This window comes from Streptomyces sp. NBC_01142 (assembly GCF_026341125.1).
Classification (GTDB): domain Bacteria; phylum Actinomycetota; class Actinomycetes; order Streptomycetales; family Streptomycetaceae; genus Streptomyces.
Genome location: NZ_JAPEOR010000002.1, coordinates 919,911 through 936,095 on the forward strand (window position 1 = coordinate 919,911; position 16,185 = coordinate 936,095).

14 protein-coding genes are annotated in these 16,185 nt (G+C 68.6%); 10 read left to right on the forward strand and 4 right to left on the reverse strand.

Features of this window, described 5'->3' with window-relative positions:
- Positions 1-20: 20 nt before the first annotated feature.
- The gene (locus OG883_RS21630; RefSeq protein WP_266543328.1) at positions 21-1,298 is read right to left on the reverse strand and encodes an NYN domain-containing protein; all 1,278 of its coding nucleotides are present in this window, start codon (positions 1,296-1,298) and stop codon (positions 21-23) included.
- Between the two features lie 251 nt (positions 1,299-1,549).
- Here OG883_RS21630 and OG883_RS21635 point away from each other — a divergent pair, with 251 nt between their 5' ends.
- Positions 1,550-1,732, forward strand: coding sequence for a hypothetical protein (locus OG883_RS21635; RefSeq protein ID WP_266543329.1), 183 nt, complete (start codon positions 1,550-1,552; stop codon positions 1,730-1,732).
- A gap of 88 nt (positions 1,733-1,820) precedes the next feature.
- On the opposite strand, the gene dnaE is transcribed toward OG883_RS21635, so the two are convergent.
- Entirely contained in the window at positions 1,821-5,360 is a 3,540-nt protein-coding gene (dnaE, locus tag OG883_RS21640; RefSeq protein ID WP_266543330.1) for a DNA polymerase III subunit alpha, read from the reverse strand.
- A 219-nt stretch (positions 5,361-5,579) separates the two neighbouring features.
- Between dnaE and OG883_RS21645 the strand changes: the two genes are divergently transcribed.
- From OG883_RS21645 to OG883_RS21655, 3 genes are all read left to right on the forward strand, one after another.
- The gene (locus tag OG883_RS21645) at positions 5,580-6,905 is read left to right on the forward strand and encodes a DUF2252 domain-containing protein (RefSeq protein WP_266543331.1); all 1,326 of its coding nucleotides are present in this window, start codon (positions 5,580-5,582) and stop codon (positions 6,903-6,905) included.
- Between the two features lie 177 nt (positions 6,906-7,082).
- On the forward strand, positions 7,083-7,784 hold the full coding sequence (locus OG883_RS21650; RefSeq protein ID WP_266549298.1) for a hypothetical protein: 702 nt from the start codon (positions 7,083-7,085) through the stop codon (positions 7,782-7,784).
- Positions 7,785-7,827: 43 nt separating this feature from the next.
- Positions 7,828-8,649: a DsbA family protein gene (locus OG883_RS21655; protein ID WP_266543332.1), complete on the forward strand. Its 822-nt coding sequence runs from the start codon at positions 7,828-7,830 to the stop codon at positions 8,647-8,649.
- A gap of 308 nt (positions 8,650-8,957) precedes the next feature.
- Here OG883_RS21655 and OG883_RS21660 read toward each other — a convergent pair whose 3' ends face one another.
- Positions 8,958-9,515, reverse strand: coding sequence for a flavoprotein (locus tag OG883_RS21660; protein ID WP_266543333.1), 558 nt, complete (start codon positions 9,513-9,515; stop codon positions 8,958-8,960).
- Complete coding sequence (locus OG883_RS21665; RefSeq protein WP_266543334.1) at positions 9,512-10,783, reverse strand: helix-turn-helix domain-containing protein; 1,272 nt, start codon at positions 10,781-10,783, stop codon at positions 9,512-9,514. The genes OG883_RS21660 and OG883_RS21665 overlap by 4 nt, the downstream gene beginning before the upstream one ends.
- 176 nt (positions 10,784-10,959) lie before the next feature.
- On the opposite strand from OG883_RS21665, the gene OG883_RS21670 reads away from it, so the two are divergent.
- The 6 genes from OG883_RS21670 to OG883_RS21695 are packed head-to-tail and all read left to right on the forward strand — an operon-like array spanning position 10,960 to position 16,120.
- Positions 10,960-11,421, forward strand: coding sequence for an ATP-binding protein (locus OG883_RS21670; protein WP_266543335.1), 462 nt, complete (start codon positions 10,960-10,962; stop codon positions 11,419-11,421).
- A 2-nt stretch (positions 11,422-11,423) separates the two neighbouring features.
- The gene (locus tag OG883_RS21675; protein ID WP_266543336.1) at positions 11,424-12,743 is read left to right on the forward strand and encodes a UDP-N-acetylglucosamine 1-carboxyvinyltransferase; all 1,320 of its coding nucleotides are present in this window, start codon (positions 11,424-11,426) and stop codon (positions 12,741-12,743) included.
- Complete coding sequence (locus OG883_RS21680) at positions 12,740-13,957, forward strand: metallophosphoesterase (RefSeq protein WP_266543337.1); 1,218 nt, start codon at positions 12,740-12,742, stop codon at positions 13,955-13,957. The genes OG883_RS21675 and OG883_RS21680 overlap by 4 nt, the downstream gene beginning before the upstream one ends.
- Complete coding sequence (dcd, locus tag OG883_RS21685) at positions 13,954-14,493, forward strand: dCTP deaminase (protein ID WP_266543338.1); 540 nt, start codon at positions 13,954-13,956, stop codon at positions 14,491-14,493. Before OG883_RS21680 ends, dcd begins: the two co-directional genes overlap by 4 nt.
- Positions 14,490-15,026, forward strand: coding sequence for a deoxycytidine triphosphate deaminase (locus OG883_RS21690; RefSeq protein WP_266543339.1), 537 nt, complete (start codon positions 14,490-14,492; stop codon positions 15,024-15,026). Before dcd ends, OG883_RS21690 begins: the two co-directional genes overlap by 4 nt.
- A complete protein-coding gene (locus tag OG883_RS21695; RefSeq protein WP_266543340.1) occupies positions 15,023-16,120 on the forward strand; it encodes a glycosyltransferase family 4 protein in 1,098 nt (365 codons plus the stop codon). The genes OG883_RS21690 and OG883_RS21695 overlap by 4 nt, the downstream gene beginning before the upstream one ends.
- Positions 16,121-16,185: the final 65 nt, after the last annotated feature.

Below are 16,185 nucleotides of genomic sequence, written 5' to 3' on the forward strand. Positions count from 1 at the left end.
CGTACTCACGAGATACGAGACTACGGGGTCCGACCGCCCCGAATGCCCTCGGGCCCCGCCTGCTCCCCGGCAGGCGCATGCTCGGCGGCCGCCCGTACGTCGATCTCGCGCCAGAATCCGGCCCGGATCGCGTAGCGGTCGTGCTCGTCGATCTGGTCGTCCTTGTGCGCGAGGAGCCCGAAGCGCGCGGCGTACCGCAGCAGTTCGCCGTCGATGCGGTGCGGGATGCGCGGGTACATGGTGGACAGCTTCTGTACATGGCCGGCATCGGGCAGCCGTTCCATCCAGCGGCGCGCGAAGACCTGGCCGACCTCGAAGGGGTCGCCGCCGACCGTGGTGATGTCCTCCTCGCGGTCGGCCCAGCGCTGCTCCGCGCTGGTGAGCTGGGCGAGCGTCGGCAGCGAGGCGGTCTCCGGCGGCTCGCCGAGCGCTCCTGCGCCACCGGGGCGTTCGACCCAGCCCTTGTCGGAGGACCAGCGCAGGGTGGCGGTGGCAGGGTGCAGTGGGGCGGCGTTCTGGCCCGGGGCGCGCAGGCCCGCCAGATCCTTGGGGGTGGGGACCCCCTTCGGGGTGGCGGGCGCGGGGGCCGCCTCGGCACCGTTCTCCGAGGGGGCCGTCCGCGTGCCGTTGCGTACCGCTTCGGCGGCCCGTTCCTGTGACGCGGCGAGCGCGGACTCGGGCAGCGGCGCGGAGAGGATCGCCGCGATTTCGGGGCGGGGCACGGGCGGTGGGGCACAGATACCGGAGAGTTCCTTGGCCCGTACGGCACGGGTGATCCAGGCCCGGTCGAGCACGCGGCGCTCGTCGGCCTCGGCGACCAGGTCCTCGGACTGGTTGTAGTCGCCGTCGGCGGCCTGCACCGCCCAGAGGTGCACGGCGACGCCGTGCTCCTTGGCGGACATCAGTCCGGGCAGCAGATCCCCGTCGCCGGTCACCAGCACCACGTCCGAACAGGCCCGGTTTCTGGCCAGTTCGGTGAGTTCGGCGTGCATGGCCGCATCCACGCCCTTCTGCGCCCAACGCCCGTCGCTCCGCGTCAGCGCACCGAGCCGGACCGTCACCCTCGGCATGACGCGAAGCCGCCGGTGCTCGGGCTGCGGTACGCGGTCGGGGGCACCGTCGAACCAGTAGATGCGCAGCAGCGGGCGTTCGGTATCGGCTTCGGCGAGATCGCGCAGGCCCTGAATGAGGGCGGCGTGGTCGACGGTGATCCGGGAACGCGCCGGTTCTCCGGCGAGAAGGCTCGCGGCGGCGCCCAGCAGATATCCGGCGTCCACCAGGACGACGCAGCGGTCCACGCGTTCCACCCTCTTTCGGGAACTTCGGGATCGGGGAAGGTTCCGGTTCGGGGATTGTTCCGGGTTTCCTTCGAGTCTGCCCGACCACGCGAGGGTTAACGGCCGGAACTCGATCATCGGCGTGGCGGATGCCCCGACGCATGGCGTGACATGGGCATCTTACGCACTGCAATGATCCGAAATGCGGCAGTAGGCTGCATATGTGAGTCTGGTCGCGGCCCTGGCCCCGAGAACTCCACAGGAGGCACACCATGGCCAAGAACAAGAATCGCAAGCAGAGCGGACAGCAGCAGGACCGCTCGCCGGCCGCCGAACGCGGCGGCGAGCAGGCCAAGTCCACCGCCTACGAGTCCCAGGTTCGGCCCCAGTCACAGGCCCAGGGCAGCCCGGCGGACGTTGCGCGCAAGCACCAGCGGCGCTTCGGCCACAACTGATCGCGCCGGCAGACCGCGCAAGGGGCGCGCCCGTGACGACGGGCGCGCCCCTTGCGGCGTCGGGGAGTACGGGTACGGGGTAGGGGAGTCAGCCTGCCAGGCAGGATGCGCCGAGCAGCACCTTCAGATCTCCGAAGAGGGCCGGATCCGGCTGGACGCGGTGCCGGTCGAGCCGGAGCACCGTGGTCTTGCGGGGACCCTGAAGCTTGATCCGTACCTCGGTGTTGCCCTTGTGGTGGCTGAGGATCTCACCGAGCCTGGTGACCATCGGCGGGGTGACCTTCACCGTCGGAATGGTGACGATCACCGGCGCGTTGGTGCCGGCCGAGGAGAGGTCGGGAACCATCAGTTCCATGGCGACCAGCCGCGGGATGTCCTCGCGCTTGTCGAGCCGTCCCTTGACGAACACCACGGTGTCCTCGACCAGTTGGGTCGAGACCAGCTGATACGTCGCGGGGAAGAACATGCACTCGATGGAGCCCGCCAGGTCCTCGACGGTGGCGATCGCCCAGGCGTTGCCCTGCTTGGTCATCTTGCGCTGCAGACCCGAGATGATGCCGCCGATGGTCACGACCGCGCCGTCCGAGTGCTCCCCGCCGGTCAGCTGCGAGATCGCGGCGTCCGTCTTGTCGGACAGCACATGCTCGATACCGAAGAGCGGATGGTCGGAGACGTACAGACCGAGCATCTCGCGCTCCTGCGCGAGCAGATACGACTTGTCCCACTCGATGTCGGAGAACTCGACGTCGAGCCCGAAGCCCGGCTCGCTCGTCTCCTCGTCGCCCATCCCGCCGAAGAGGTCGAACTGGCCCTCGGCCTCCTTGCGCTTGACCGCGACCACGTTGTCGATCATCGGCTCGTGGTGGGCGACCAGGCCCTTGCGGGTGTGGCCCATCTCGTCGAAGGCGCCTGCCTTGATGAGTGATTCGACCGTCCGCTTGTTGCACACGACGGCCTCGACCTTGTCGAGGAAGTCGGGGAAGCTGGCGTACTTCCCCTTGGACTTGCGGCAGCGGATGATCGAGTCGACGACGTTCGTGCCGACGTTGCGGACGGCGGAGAGGCCGAAGAGGATCACGTCGTCGCCCTGGGCGGCGAAGTTGGACTGCGACTCGTTCACATTGGGCGGCAGCACCTTGATGCCCATGCGACGGCACTCGTTCAGATAGACCGCGGACTTGTCCTTGTCGTCCTTGACCGAGGTGAGCAGCGCGGCCATGTACTCGGCCGGGTAGTTGGCCTTGAGATACGCGGTCCAGTACGTGACCAGACCGTACGCGGAGGAGTGCGCCTTGTTGAAGGCGTACCCGGCGAAGGGGACCAGCACGTCCCACAGCGCCTGGATGGCCTGGTCGCTGAAGCCGTTCTTCTTGGCGCCGGCCTGGAACAGGACGAAGTTCTTCGCCAGCTCGTCGGCCTTCTTCTTGCCCATCACGCGGCGGAGGATGTCGGCCTCGCCGAGGGAGTAGCCCGCGATGATCTGGGCGGCCTTCTGCACCTGCTCCTGATAGACGATCAGGCCGTAGGTGAGGCCGAGGACCTCCTTGAGAGGCTCCTCCAGCTCGGGGTGGATCGGCGTGATCTCCTGCTGGCCGTTCTTGCGCAGCGCGTAGTTCGTATGGGAGTTCATGCCCATCGGGCCCGGCCGGTACAGGGCCGAGACGGCGGAAATGTCCTCGAAGTTGTCGGGCTTCATCAGCCGCAGCAGCGAACGCATCGGGCCGCCGTCGAACTGGAACACGCCGAGCGTGTCACCGCGGCAGAGCAGTTCGTACGTCGTGGGGTCGTCCAGCGGGAGGGCGAGCAGGTCGAGCTCGACGCCCTTGTTCGCCTTCACCATCTTGACGGCGTCGTCCATGATGGTCAGGTTCCGCAGCCCCAGGAAGTCCATCTTCAGCAGGCCGAGCGACTCACAGCTCGGGTAGTCCCACTGCGTGATGGTCACGCCGTCGGTGTGCCTGACCCAGACCGGGACGTGGTCGGTGATGGTCTCGCTGGACATGATCACGCCGGCCGCGTGCACACCCATCTGACGGACCAGGCCCTCGACGCCCTTGGCGGTGTCGATGACCTTCTTCACGTCCGGCTCGTTCTCGTACATCCCCCGGATCTCGCCCGCCTCGCTGTAGCGCGGGTGCTTCGGGTCGGTGATGCCGTTGAGATCGATGCCCTTGCCGAGCACATCGGCGGGCATCGCCTTGGTGAGCCGGTCGCCCATGGCGTACGGATAGCCGAGGACCCGGGCGGAGTCCTTGATGGCGTTCTTCGCCTTGATCTTGCCGTACGTACCGATCATGGCGACCTTGTCGGCGCCGTACTTCTCGGTGACGTACCGGATCACCTCACCGCGCCGGCGCTCGTCGAAGTCGATGTCGACATCGGGCATGGAGATGCGCTCGGGGTTGAGGAACCGCTCGAAGATCAGACCGTGCTCGATCGGGTCGAGGTCGGTGATGCCCATGGCGTACGAGACGATCGAGCCGGCCGCGGAGCCTCGGCCCGGGCCCACCGCGATGCCGTTGTTCTTGGCCCACATGATGAAGTCGGCGACCACGAGGAAGTACCCCGGGAAGCCCATGTCGATGATGATGCCCATCTCGTACTCGGCCTGCTGGAGCCGGTCGTCCGGGATGCCGCCGGGGTAGCGCCGGGCCATGCCGCGCATGGTCTCCTCGCGGAACCAGGTCACCTCGGTGTAGCCCTCGGGGACCTCGAACTTCGGCATCAGGTTCCGCTCCTGGAACCAGCCTTCGGTGTCGATCTGCTGGGCGACCAGGAGGGTGTTGGCGCAGCCCTCCTGCCAGGCGTCCGAGGAGTCCACGGCGTACATCTCGTCGGTGGACTTCAGGTAGTAGCCGGTGCCGTCGAAGCGGAAGCGGTCCGGGTCCGAGAGGTTCTTGCCGGTCTGGATGCACAGCAGGGCGTCGTGGGCCGTCGCCTCGTGCGCATAGGTGTAGTGCGAGTCGTTGGTGACGATCGGCGGGATGCCGAGCTTCTTGCCGATCTCCAGCAGACCGTCGCGGACCCGGCGCTCGATCTCGATGCCGTGGTCCATCAGCTCCAGGAAGTACTTGTCCTTGCCGAAGATGTCCTGGTATTCGGAGGCGGCCTTGAGGGCCTCGTCGAACTGGCCGAGGCGCAGCCGGGTCTGGAGCTCGCCGGAGGGGCAGCCGGTGGAGGCGATCAGCCCCTCGGACCACTGGGCGATGGTCTCCTTGTCCATCCGCGGCCACTTCTGCAGCCAGCCCTCGGCGTACGCGTCGGAGGAGAGCCGGAAGATGTTGTGCAGACCGGTCCTGTTGTGCGCCCAGATCGTCTTGTGGGTGTAACCGCCGGAGCCGGAGACGTCGTCCCGCTTCTGGTGCGGCTGGCCCCACTGGATCTTGCGCTTGTTCCGCCGGGACTCCGGCGCCACATACGCCTCGATGCCGATGATCGGCGTCACACCGGCCTTCTTGGCCTGGTGGAAGAAGTCGTACGCGCCGTGGAGGTTGCCATGGTCGGTCATGGCGATGTGCGACATACCCATCTCGTTGCAGGCGTCGAACATGTCCTTGAGCCGCGCGGCACCGTCCAGCAGGGAGTACTGGGTGTGGACGTGAAGGTGCGTAAAAGGCGGCTTGGTCACGGCGGAAGGCCTCCGGAGAACGTTGAGCACTGTGTTTTCCCGGGGAAACCCCGGGTCCCCGGCGCTGCGGACAGTCTGGGGGGACAGCGTGGAAGTCTACGTCTTGGCACCGACAACCGGCGGGCACTCCCGGGTACCTTCGTGCGTTGGAAGGGGACGGAACAGCTGTCCCATTTGCCATGCACATCATGCATGTCCCGCACCAGGAGGCACCCAGCGATGTCGGTACCGCAGCCCAGCGCTGAGCAGCGCGGCGAGCAGATCCTCGCCGTATTCGACACCGCCTTCGGCGAGCTGCTGGCCGCCGACCCCGCGGCCTTCCGGGTCAAGTTCCGGAAGATGGCCGCCTCCGCCTTCGCCTTCTACCGCGGCACGGCGTGCCTGTTCTACAACGACCTGGAGCAGGAGCAGCACGGCGGCCCGTTCCTGGACGACCGCACCGGCCGGGTGTGGATCCACGGCGATCTGCACGCCGAGAACTTCGGCACGTACATGGACGCCAACGGCCGGCTGATCTTCAACGTCAACGACTTCGACGAGGCGTACGTCGGCCCCTTCACCTGGGACCTGAAGCGGCTGTCCGCCTCGCTGGCGCTGATCGGCTACACCAAGGCGCTGAGTGACGAGCAGATCACCGAGCTCGTACGGATCTACGCCGCCGCCTACCGCGAGCGCATCCACGCCCTGGCCACCGGAGCCAAGAACGACGAGGTGCCGCCCTTCACGCTGGACACGGCCGAGGGCCCGCTGCTGGGGGTGCTGCGGGCGGCCCGCTCGCTGACCCGCTTCTCGCTGCTGGAGTCGATGACCGAGATCCGCGACTTCGAGCGCCGCTTCGCGCCCGGCGGGGGCTCCATCGAGCTGGACGCGGCCACCCGCTACAAGGTGCTTGCGGCCTTCGACGGCTATCTGGAGACACTGCCCGAGTCGAGCCTGACCCGGCCCGACTCGTACCGGGTCAAGGACGTGGTGGGGCGCCGCGGCATCGGCATCGGTTCGGCCGGCCTGCCCTCGTACAACATCCTGCTGGAGGGCAACAGTGACGCCCTCGAGAACGACGTCGTGATCTATATGAAGCAGGCGCAGACCCCCGCGGTGTCCCGGCACATCGACGACGCGGCCGTCCGCGCGTACTTCCAGCACGAGGGCCACCGCACGGTGATCTCGCAGCGCGCGCTCCAGGACCACGCCGACCCGTGGCTGGGCTGGACCGAGCTGGACAACACCGGCCAGCTGGTGGCCGAGGTCTCTCCGTACGCGGTGGACCTGGACTGGTCGGACATCGACGACCCGGCGGAGATCGCCGCGGTCGTGGCGGACCTGGGCCGGGCGACGGCCACGATGCATGCGGCGGCGGACGACGAAAGCGGCCACTCGCTGGTGCCGTTCTCCACGGAGCGCGCCATCGACGCGGCGATCGCGGCCGACGAGGAAGGATTCGGCGAGCTGCTGGTGGAGTTCGCGCACAGCTACGGCGCGCGGGCGCGGGCGGACCACCAGACCTTCGTGGACCTGTTCCGCAATGGCCGGATCCCGGGTCTCTAGGGCCGACCGGATCGCCAGGACGTCCCTCCGCGTCGTCTCCGCGTCGTCTCCACGTCGTCTCTCCACGTCGTCTCTCCAGGGGCGTCGCGGATGAGATCGTGCGGTTGAGAGGGTCACGACGAGGCCGTCCGGATCCTTAGCAGCCCCTTACAGGAACACATGGGACACTCCCACGTGATGGACATATCCGGGATGCAGCTCAGGGGGCTGCGGGCGGCGATCTTCACGGCACTGGTCGTGACGCTGTCCGCCGCCTCCCATGTGCTGCTGTCCCGGGTTCCCTTGCCGCTGACCACGCTCGCCCTCGTCGCGGGGACCGTGTTCGGCGTCACGTTCGCACTGTCGGGCCGGGAGCGCGGCTTCTGGCGGATCGCGGGACTGCTCGTCCCCCTCGAACTGGCCGCGGACACCGTCTTCACCACCGGCCAGCATGTCTGTTACGGCCCCGCCGGAGGACCGGTCACCGGTTCGCTGCGCTCGGTCGGCTTCGACGTGCTGTGCGGCGGCGGCAGCACCGGCGTCGGTGTGCCGCTGCCCGGCATGTCTGCTCCCGCCGGCCAGGGCGGCGCGGCCGCCCTGCTGAACTCCCCCGACCCCGCCCTGCCCTGGCTGCTGCTCGCCGCCCATGTGTCGGTCGGGCTGCTCGCCGCGGCCTGGCTGCGGCGCGGTGAGGCAGCACTGGCCGGACTCGTGCGGGCGGTGGGCGCCTTCGCGTTCCGGCCGCTGCTTCTCGCGGTCGCCGCGGTGGGGGCCGCGCACCGGACCGTACGCCGTGCGGCGCTTCCCGCGCTGCGCCGACCCCGTACCTCCCGTACCCGTCTGTTGGTGCACTTCGTCGGACGGAGGGGACCTCCGCGCTCGGCAGCAGTTTTCGCCTGAGCCCGTAGTCCCTTTCCCGTTTCCCGTACCGGAGTGAATGATCATGAGTGCACGCAACAGCCAGGCCAACAAGGCGGCGGCCCGCGAACGACTGCGCGTGGAGCGTGAGCGTCAGGCCAAGAAGGACAAGGTCCGCCGGCAACTCGTCGTCATCGGCTCGACCGTCGCGGTCATCGCGGCGGCGGGCGGCGTCGCCTACGGCGTCATGCAGGCCAACAAGCCGACCCACTGGGAGTCGGTGAGCAGCAAGAAGAACGTCACCGCGCCGAAGAACACCGAGGGCGAGAACGGGACGACCGTCGTCATCGGCAAGCCGGCCGCCAAGAAGACGCTCGAGCTGTACGAGGACTCGCGCTGCCCGGTCTGCGCGACCTTCGAGCAGGCGGCGGGCGAGACGGTCAAGAAGGACATCGACGCCGGCAAGTACAAGATCAAGTACATCGGCGCCACGTTCATCGACGGCGAGAAGTCCATCAACGGCGAGGGGTCGAAGAACGCGCTGAGCGCGCTCGGCGCGGCGCTGAACGTGAGCCCCGAGGCGTTCATGGAGTACAAGGCCGCCCTGTACTCCACGAAGTTCCACCCCGCGGAGACCGACGACAAGTTCTCCAAGGACTCCTATCTCCTCGAGGTCGCCGACTCCGTGGCCGCGCTCAAGAGCAACAGCGAGTTCAAGAAGAACGTCGAGGACGGGACCTTCGACGGCTGGGCGATGAAGATGTCGGACGCGTTCGACGACAGCGGGGTCGGCGCCACGCCGACGCTCAAGATGGACGGCAAGAAGATAGTCGCGGCGGGCAGCAAGAACGCGCCCATGACGGTCGAGCAGTTCAACGCCGCGATCGACAAGGCCCTCAAGGGCTGAGCTTCCCGAGGTCAGAGCGCGGGTTCGATTCCCGTCACCTGCTCCATAGTTGAGGCCCAGGTCAGAGACCTGGGCCTCGCGCGTTGTCTGGACCACTTCGACGCCGCGTGCCATAAGCGTGGCCCCGACCTGCATCGATTCCACATGGCAGCCTCACCTGGCGCATCCAGCACCGCGCCCAAAGGCCGGTGCCCAGTAATCGAGCGCGCGCGGCACAAGCCTGAAGCGCCGCACAGCACCCCGCTGCTCCGGTCCACGCGGCAGCAACCGTCCCGCTCCCGCAGGCGTCTAAAGCGCGGCGGCGATGATCATGTCTGCGCGGACAGCCTGGGGGTGAGCAGTTCCAGGGCCTCCTCCCAGCGAAAGCGGTCCGCCCCGCCGCCGGCCTTGGGCTTGTGGGGTTTGTACGAGCCAGCCAGGACGCCCATCCCGCGCAGCCTCTGCAGGCTCTCGCGGTATGCGGGGTGGGCGGCCTGGGCCGAGTTCAGGTACGGGAGGACGGCGGTAGGGATGCCGAATCCATACGCCTCGCACAGGATGCCCAAGGCAAGGGTGTCGGAGATTCCTGCGGCCCACTTGTTGATCGAGTTGAAGCTGGCCGGGGCCACCGCGATGGCGTCGGCGGGCGGCAGCGGGCGAGGATCGCCGGGTGAGCGCCAGGTCGAGCGGATGGGGTAGCCGGTCTGGGCTTCGACAGCCGCCGCGTCTATGAAGCCCAGGCCCTGCGGGGTGGCGATGACGCCCACGTCCCAATTCGCCTCCTGGGCAGCCGTGATCAGCTTGCCGACGTCGCCGGCGATTCCGGCCGCACAGACGACGACGTACAGGAACGGCTTCTTGGTCTGCTGGTCGGGCTGATCGCTCACGCGGGGACTCCCAGTTGACGGCTGAAGTGATGCAGTTCAGGCAGGGTACGGCGACGATCGCGTGCGGCCATGTCGGCGACCAGCTCCCGGACAGCGGGGCGGCGGATGTCCTGGGACGCGCAGCTCTCAGCGATGCGCAGAGCCTGGTACCCGTCGGCCAGCCGTCCTTGCTGGCTGTAGGCGCGGGCGGTCTCGACCCACAGCGCCGCGCGTCGCTCGGGCACGGGGATGTGGCGGCGCATGAGTGGACGCGCGGCCTCCAGGGCGATGCCGGCGTCGCCGAAGGCGACAGCGGCACTGACCTCGTGCAACGCCACGTTGGTGGGGCTGAAGTTGGCCCAGGCGTCCGGCCGGTCGAGGGCGACGTAGCGCGCGACTTCCTTGGCTTCCGAGAGGAATTCCTGGGTGGCGGACCTGTTGCCGCCGCCGCTGGCGGCGGTGACGCCGCGCAGCAGAAGGAGTCCGAGTGCTGCGAGGTACCGCGGGGAGCGTTGGTCGTATGCGCTGGTGAGCTGGTCGGCGGTGTGCCGGACGAGGGTGATCGCCTGGGCGGTGTGCTTCTCGCGGGCCAGGACGTGCGCGTGGACGCGGACGCTGGAGGCGAGGACCACCGGGTCGTCGGAACGTTCGGCCTCGGCCATGGCGCGGCCGACGGCAAGCCATGCGTTGCCGTGGTCGCCCTGCTTGAGCAGCAGGCTCACCGAGGTCTGGTACGCCGTAGCCAGGAGGCCGGAGAAGTCTGCCGATCCGGGGCTGGAGCCGACGGCCTGCCGGAGGTCGGCGATCAGGCCCGGAAGGGTGCCGACGAGTTCTGCGTAGTCGCAGGTGCAGAACAGCCGGCGCACCGCGGTGACCCGGTCTCGTAGCTCTGCCGGGGCCATGCTCTGGCTGGTGGCGTCGAGGGTGGGTCCCGGGAGGAGTGCCTGGACAAGTGCGTGCTGAGCGGCGGTAGGTGCCGCCGGAACCGCGAGTGCGGCTACACCCGCGGCGAGGAAAGTACGGCGGTGCATGTTCTCGGTCTCGGTGTCGGTGGGACTGGCCTCCGGGGCCGTACTGAGGCCCAGGCTGTGCAACGGAATGTCGAGAACGCGCGCGACCTCGCGCAGCACGCGGGCGTCCTCGGTTCCTCGGCCGCCCTCCAGGCGGCTCACCTTCGACTGGTGATAGCCCAGCACTCGGGCCACCTCCGCCTGTGAGCGCCTCTGTAACACCCGCGCTCGGCGGATCGCCTCGCCCATCCGTCTCGCTTCGCTCTGTGCGTCGGCCATCTGCGCCACGGCTCCTCCTGCCGTCGCCGATCCTGCCTGCTCAACCGAGCGTAATTGAACCGCACTTGGCAGTGATGCAGGACGTGCATAAGCGATGCAGCGGCAGCAAGCAGCCTCGCTGCCGACCACCGCGACCCGGTTTCTTGGAGTGGCCGATCCCGACCAGGAGGTCGCTCATGGAAGCGCACGAACTCAGTATTTCCGTATCCGGAACGCCTCTGGCTGCCGCTGAAACGCGGCGGCAGATCGCGGCTGAGATACGGAGCTGGAACACGGGCTTCGATGCCGACACGCTGCACAGCGCAGAGCTGGTGGCCGGCGAGTTGATCGCCAACGCGGTTCAGCACGCGAGCGACGGTCCCGTGTCCGTGGCTGCACGGCTCAGCGGCACGGCGCTTCGGATCGAGGTCTGCGACTCCAGCAGCAAGCTGCCGAGCCCAAGCCTGCCGGACACGGCCGACGAGAGCGGGCGAGGACTGTTCATCGTCGCAGCCCTCGCCGATCACTGCGGAGTCGAACCGACCCCGTCGGGCAAGCGCTGCTGGGCCGAGATCACAGTCAGCCGCGAGTCGTCGGGCTCCCATGCCCCTGATGCCTGCCCCGCACCCCGAGCGCACCTCCCACTCCAGAGGAGATGACCATGACCAACACCCAATTGGCTGCCCATCCCGCCGAAGTGATCGCTGTCCGGCCCGGTCAGCCGCTTTCGGGTGCCGTGAAGGTCGACGGTTCCAAGAACGCCGCCCTGCCCCTGCTGGCCGCCGCTGCGGCGCTCCACCGACCGGTACGGTTGCAGAACGTTCCGTCGAGCACAGACGTTCAGACCATGATCACCCTGATGCACCAGGCAGGGTGGCGGGTGGACCACGTGGTCGGGGAGGCCGAAAGCGTCGACATCCTGCCTGGTGACACCGCACTGCCCCTTCCCGATCTCAACGGGGCGGCCCGTATCCGCGCCTCGTACTACTTGGTGCCCGCGCTCCTGGGCAGCTATGGACGGGCCCGGCTTCCCTGGCCGGGTGGGTGCCAGATCGGTGAGCGCGGAATGGAGCAGCACTTCCGGGTGTACGGGGCATTCGGCGACCGGGTAGTCGTCGACGACAGCGGATACGCCGTCGAGGCCAGGAAGTCGGCCGCTGGGACGGTGTCGCACGTGCTGCCCTTCCGCTCCCGCGGAGCCACCGTCGCTGCGGTACTGCGTGCCATGATCGCGGGGCAGCCTTTACGGCTCGGCCAGCCGAACCTCTCCGCCGAGGTCATCAGCCTCCTGGAGGCGCTGCGGTCCGCCGACTGGAAGAGCCGGGCCAGCGACCGCCTCCTTGCCCTGTCACCGCCATCCACCGTGACGCACGAGCCGGTGACGTGGACTGTGCCCGGCGACAGGATCGAGGCGGGCACGCTCGCGTGCGCGATGGCCACGACCGGCGGTGCCGGTCGAATCGACGGCGTACGGGCAGAGGACATCGCGCCCCTGGTCGCCGCGCTGCGCTCGCTCGGCATCCACGCCAGCGCCGAGGCTGACAGTCTCACCGTTCAGGCGCAGGACGCACGACTCACGGGCCGCTCTCTGCGCGCCATCGCCTCGCTCTCCCCGGACGGATTGGACGCCGACTTCGAGCCGCCCCTCATGGCCTTGGCCCTCGGGCTGCCCGGCACGCACTTCTTCGCCGACACGATCAACCCGGGCCGCCACGGCAACCTGCTGCCCCACCTCGGCCGGCTCGGAGCCGTCATCGACGAGATCTCCCCGACCCACTGCCGCCTGACGGGCCCGCAGCGACTCACGGGAGCAGGCGTGGAGGCAACCGACATCCGCACAGGCTCGGCCCTGCTGATCGCCGGCCTCACCGCCCGAGGCGTCACCACTCTGGGCGGCCTCAAGCAGCTGCGTCGGGGCCACGCGGACCTGCCCGGCAAACTCCACACGCTGGGCGCGGACATCTGCGAGGTGACGCCATGACCACCCGCGTCCTGAACCGGATCGTCGCCACCACCGACGTCCACTCCGCCTTCGGCAACGCCGCCCCAATGCTGACCTACCTGCATGTCGCGCGACGGGACTCGCTCGTCGTCGACTGTGGCGACTTCTTCGAAGGCAGCGGCTATTACCGGCTCGCCGAGGGCGAGATTGAGCGGGAGATCCTGACCGGGCTATACGACGTGGTCGCACCGGGCAACCATGGCTGGGCCCACCACTTCGAGCCCGCACTGCACCGGCTGACCGTATGTGCAAACGCCGTCGACGCCACCACCGGCCGCCCGCTCTTCCACCCGCTGCACGTCGCCGTCATCGGTGGCCGACGGGTCGGCATCACCGCCGTGATCGGCATTCAGGCGTTCAACGCGATACCCATCGAGCACCGGGCCTCGCACCGCGTCATTGATCCGGTCCTGGCGCTGCGCGAGCTGATGCTGTCGCATCACCACCAGGTCGACGACTGGGTTCTGCTCAGCCACTCGGGCTTCAGCGAGGACCTCGGCCTGGCCGCGGCGTGCCCATTCCTGGGCGTGATCTTCTCTGGACATTGCCACAGCCCGCAGCACGGACCGGTCCACATCGGCGACACCACCGTCCTGAAAGGACAGGAACTCACGGCCGGTTACGCGCTTGCCCGACGCGAGGCCACCGCGTGGGCCTGCCACAGCGCGAACTTCCCCAGCAGCACCTCCACGCCCTTCCCACCCGTGCTCGCCCCCGCACGAGCCAAGATCACGGACGTCGAGCGGAGGTTGTCGGCCCGCCTGGGAAGCATCGCGAAGCGGTACCGCAACCGGCTCCCCACCCGCCGCGAACTTCTGACCGACCTCGCCGTCCGCCTGCGCAGCGGGCTGGACGCCGACGTACTCGTCCTGAACGAGACCGCCCTGCGCCCTACCCCGCTCGGCGACCATCTGACGCTCGGCGATCTCCTCGCCATCGAGCCGTTCGGCAACCAGCTCGTCCATGCCCGCGTGCCCATCGCCGCTCAGGACGCTCCCGAGAGGCTGCTCGCCCACCTCACCGAGCGGGCTGGCCCCCTGGTCAGCGCTCCGGACCCGCTGCCTCCGCGCCTCACCACCGTGCTGACCACCGAATACCTGGCCGACACCTGCCTGCACGGCCGCACCCACCAGGCCGGACTCCGCCTCGGCCAGGCCCTCCAGCACCTCCTAACCGAAGGAGCCGAGCGTTGATCCTCACCGGCCCCGAGATCACCGCAGCCGCACACGACGGCCGACTGTCCATCTCCCCGTTCGACCAGGCCCAGGTGAACCCGAACAGCTACAACGTCCGCCTCGGTCCGACACTCCTGACGTACAACGCGCCCGTCATCGACGCGCACCGCCCCAACCCCACCCGCGAAACCACGATCGACGACACCGGCTTCGTACTTCAGCCCGGCGAGCTCTACCTCGGCCACACCCTCGAAGAAGTCGGCTCCGACACCTTCGTCCCCCTTCTCTTCGGCCGCTCCTCCGTCGGCCGACTCGGCCTCTTCGTCGAGATCACCGCCCCCATCGGCGACATCGGCTTCCACGGCCAGTGGACCCTCATGCCGTCGCCTGTCCGGCCTCTGCGCGTGTACGCGGGCATGAAGATCGGGCAGATCATGTTCTTCGTCTCTGTCGGCCCGGTGGACCTGTACTCCGGCAAGTACCAGGCCGCCACCGGCCCCCAGCCGTCTGCCTACTGGCGTGACGTCGCTCCGCTCCGGGCGGTGGTCTTGTGATCCTCACCGGTCCTGCGATCGCCGCCGCCCGTACCGCCGGCGAGATCACCATCGACCCGTACGATCCGATCCGCCTCTCACCGAACGCCTATGACTGGCGCCTCGGCGACACACTGCGCGTCTGCGACGGCGACCTGGACGCTGCCACACCCACCGCGTTCACCGAGGTCACCGTCCCCGCCATCGGACTGGTCCTGGAGGCGGGCGTGCTCTACCTCGGTGTTACGTACGAGAAGACGGGCTCGGAGACGTACGCCCAATTCCTCAACGGTGACCGCACCATCGGCGGCCTAGGTATCTGGGTCCATGTCTCCGCCCCGCTCGGCCACCAGGGCCACGCCATCCGCTGGACGCTGGAGATCCGCGCCGCCCGGCCCGTACGTGTGTATCCGCGCATGACCTTCGGAAAGTTGGCGTTCATCCAGCCCTTCGGAGCCGCTGCCAGCTACCAGCAGCACGGCCTCAAGTACATGGCCAGCACGGGCATCGAGACGTCACGCCTGTACGAGGAGATCACTGGAGGCCCGTCATGAACAACGTGGTGGCCACAGTCCTCGACCTGCCCTTCGGCAGCCCCGGCGGCAGCGTCGAGCTCTTCCACGACCTTTACACCGGCACCGAGCCCCTCATCCCCGCCCGTGCCTTCATGCTGAGGCCGACAGGTCCGCACCACCGTCCACCCGCCGGGATGGAGCTGCTACCCGGAGCCGGAAAGTGCCTGAACGGCCCGCCCTTTCACCGCTACGTCGCCTCCTTGCGACACGCGCTCACGAGCACTCTGGACCCGTCCCGGATCAGCGTCCTCCACCTCCAACACCTCACCTTCGGCGGCACGCCGGCCCTCCTCCGCGCTCTTCCCCGGCACCCACGCATTGCCCTGGTCCACGGCACCGATCTCCTCTTCGCCGAGATGCACCGCGACCAGCACCAGGTGCTCCGCCAGGCCGCGCGAGCCGCCGACGCCATCGTCGTCCCCACCGGTGCCATGGCCGACCGGCTCCTCCGTCTCGCACCCCACACGAGCCAGCGAAAGATCGAGAAGATCCCCTGGGGCATCCCCGACCACCTGCTCGCCACTCCACCCCCACGTCCCGCTCACCGGCAGAACAGCCACCTCCGCCTGCTCTACGCAGGACGTCTCACCGCCGAGAAGGGCGTCGAGGCCCTGCTCCACGCACTACCGCTTGCCCAAGCCGTCGAGCTGAGCATCGCCGCACCACTCCCCCAGCTCCACACCCTGGCCCCACTGCTCCGCCGCCCAGGCGTCCACGTCCGATACCTCGGCTGGCTCCGTCGCCCACAACTGTGGAAAGCCTTCGCCGACCACGACGCTCTCGTCCTGCCCTCCACCACGCTCGAAGCCATGGGCTTGGTGGCCCTCGAAGCCCAGGCATGCGGCCTGCCGGTCCTCTACCAACCCGTGCCCGGCCTCAACGAAACCCTGGCCACCACGGGCCTCGCCACCGACTTCACCAACCCCGCGGCTCTGGTCCGTGACCTCGACAGGCTCCGCAACACCCCCGGCCTGTACGCCGCCCTCCAAGCGGCGGGCGAGACTAACGCCGTCCGGTACCCCCTCACCGCTACCGCGACGGCACTGACCGACCTCGGCAACCAGCTCACCTGACCCGCCCGTGGCGCAGCCGATAGCTGCCCGGCTGCGTCACTACGCTGACCAGCGGGACACCGCAC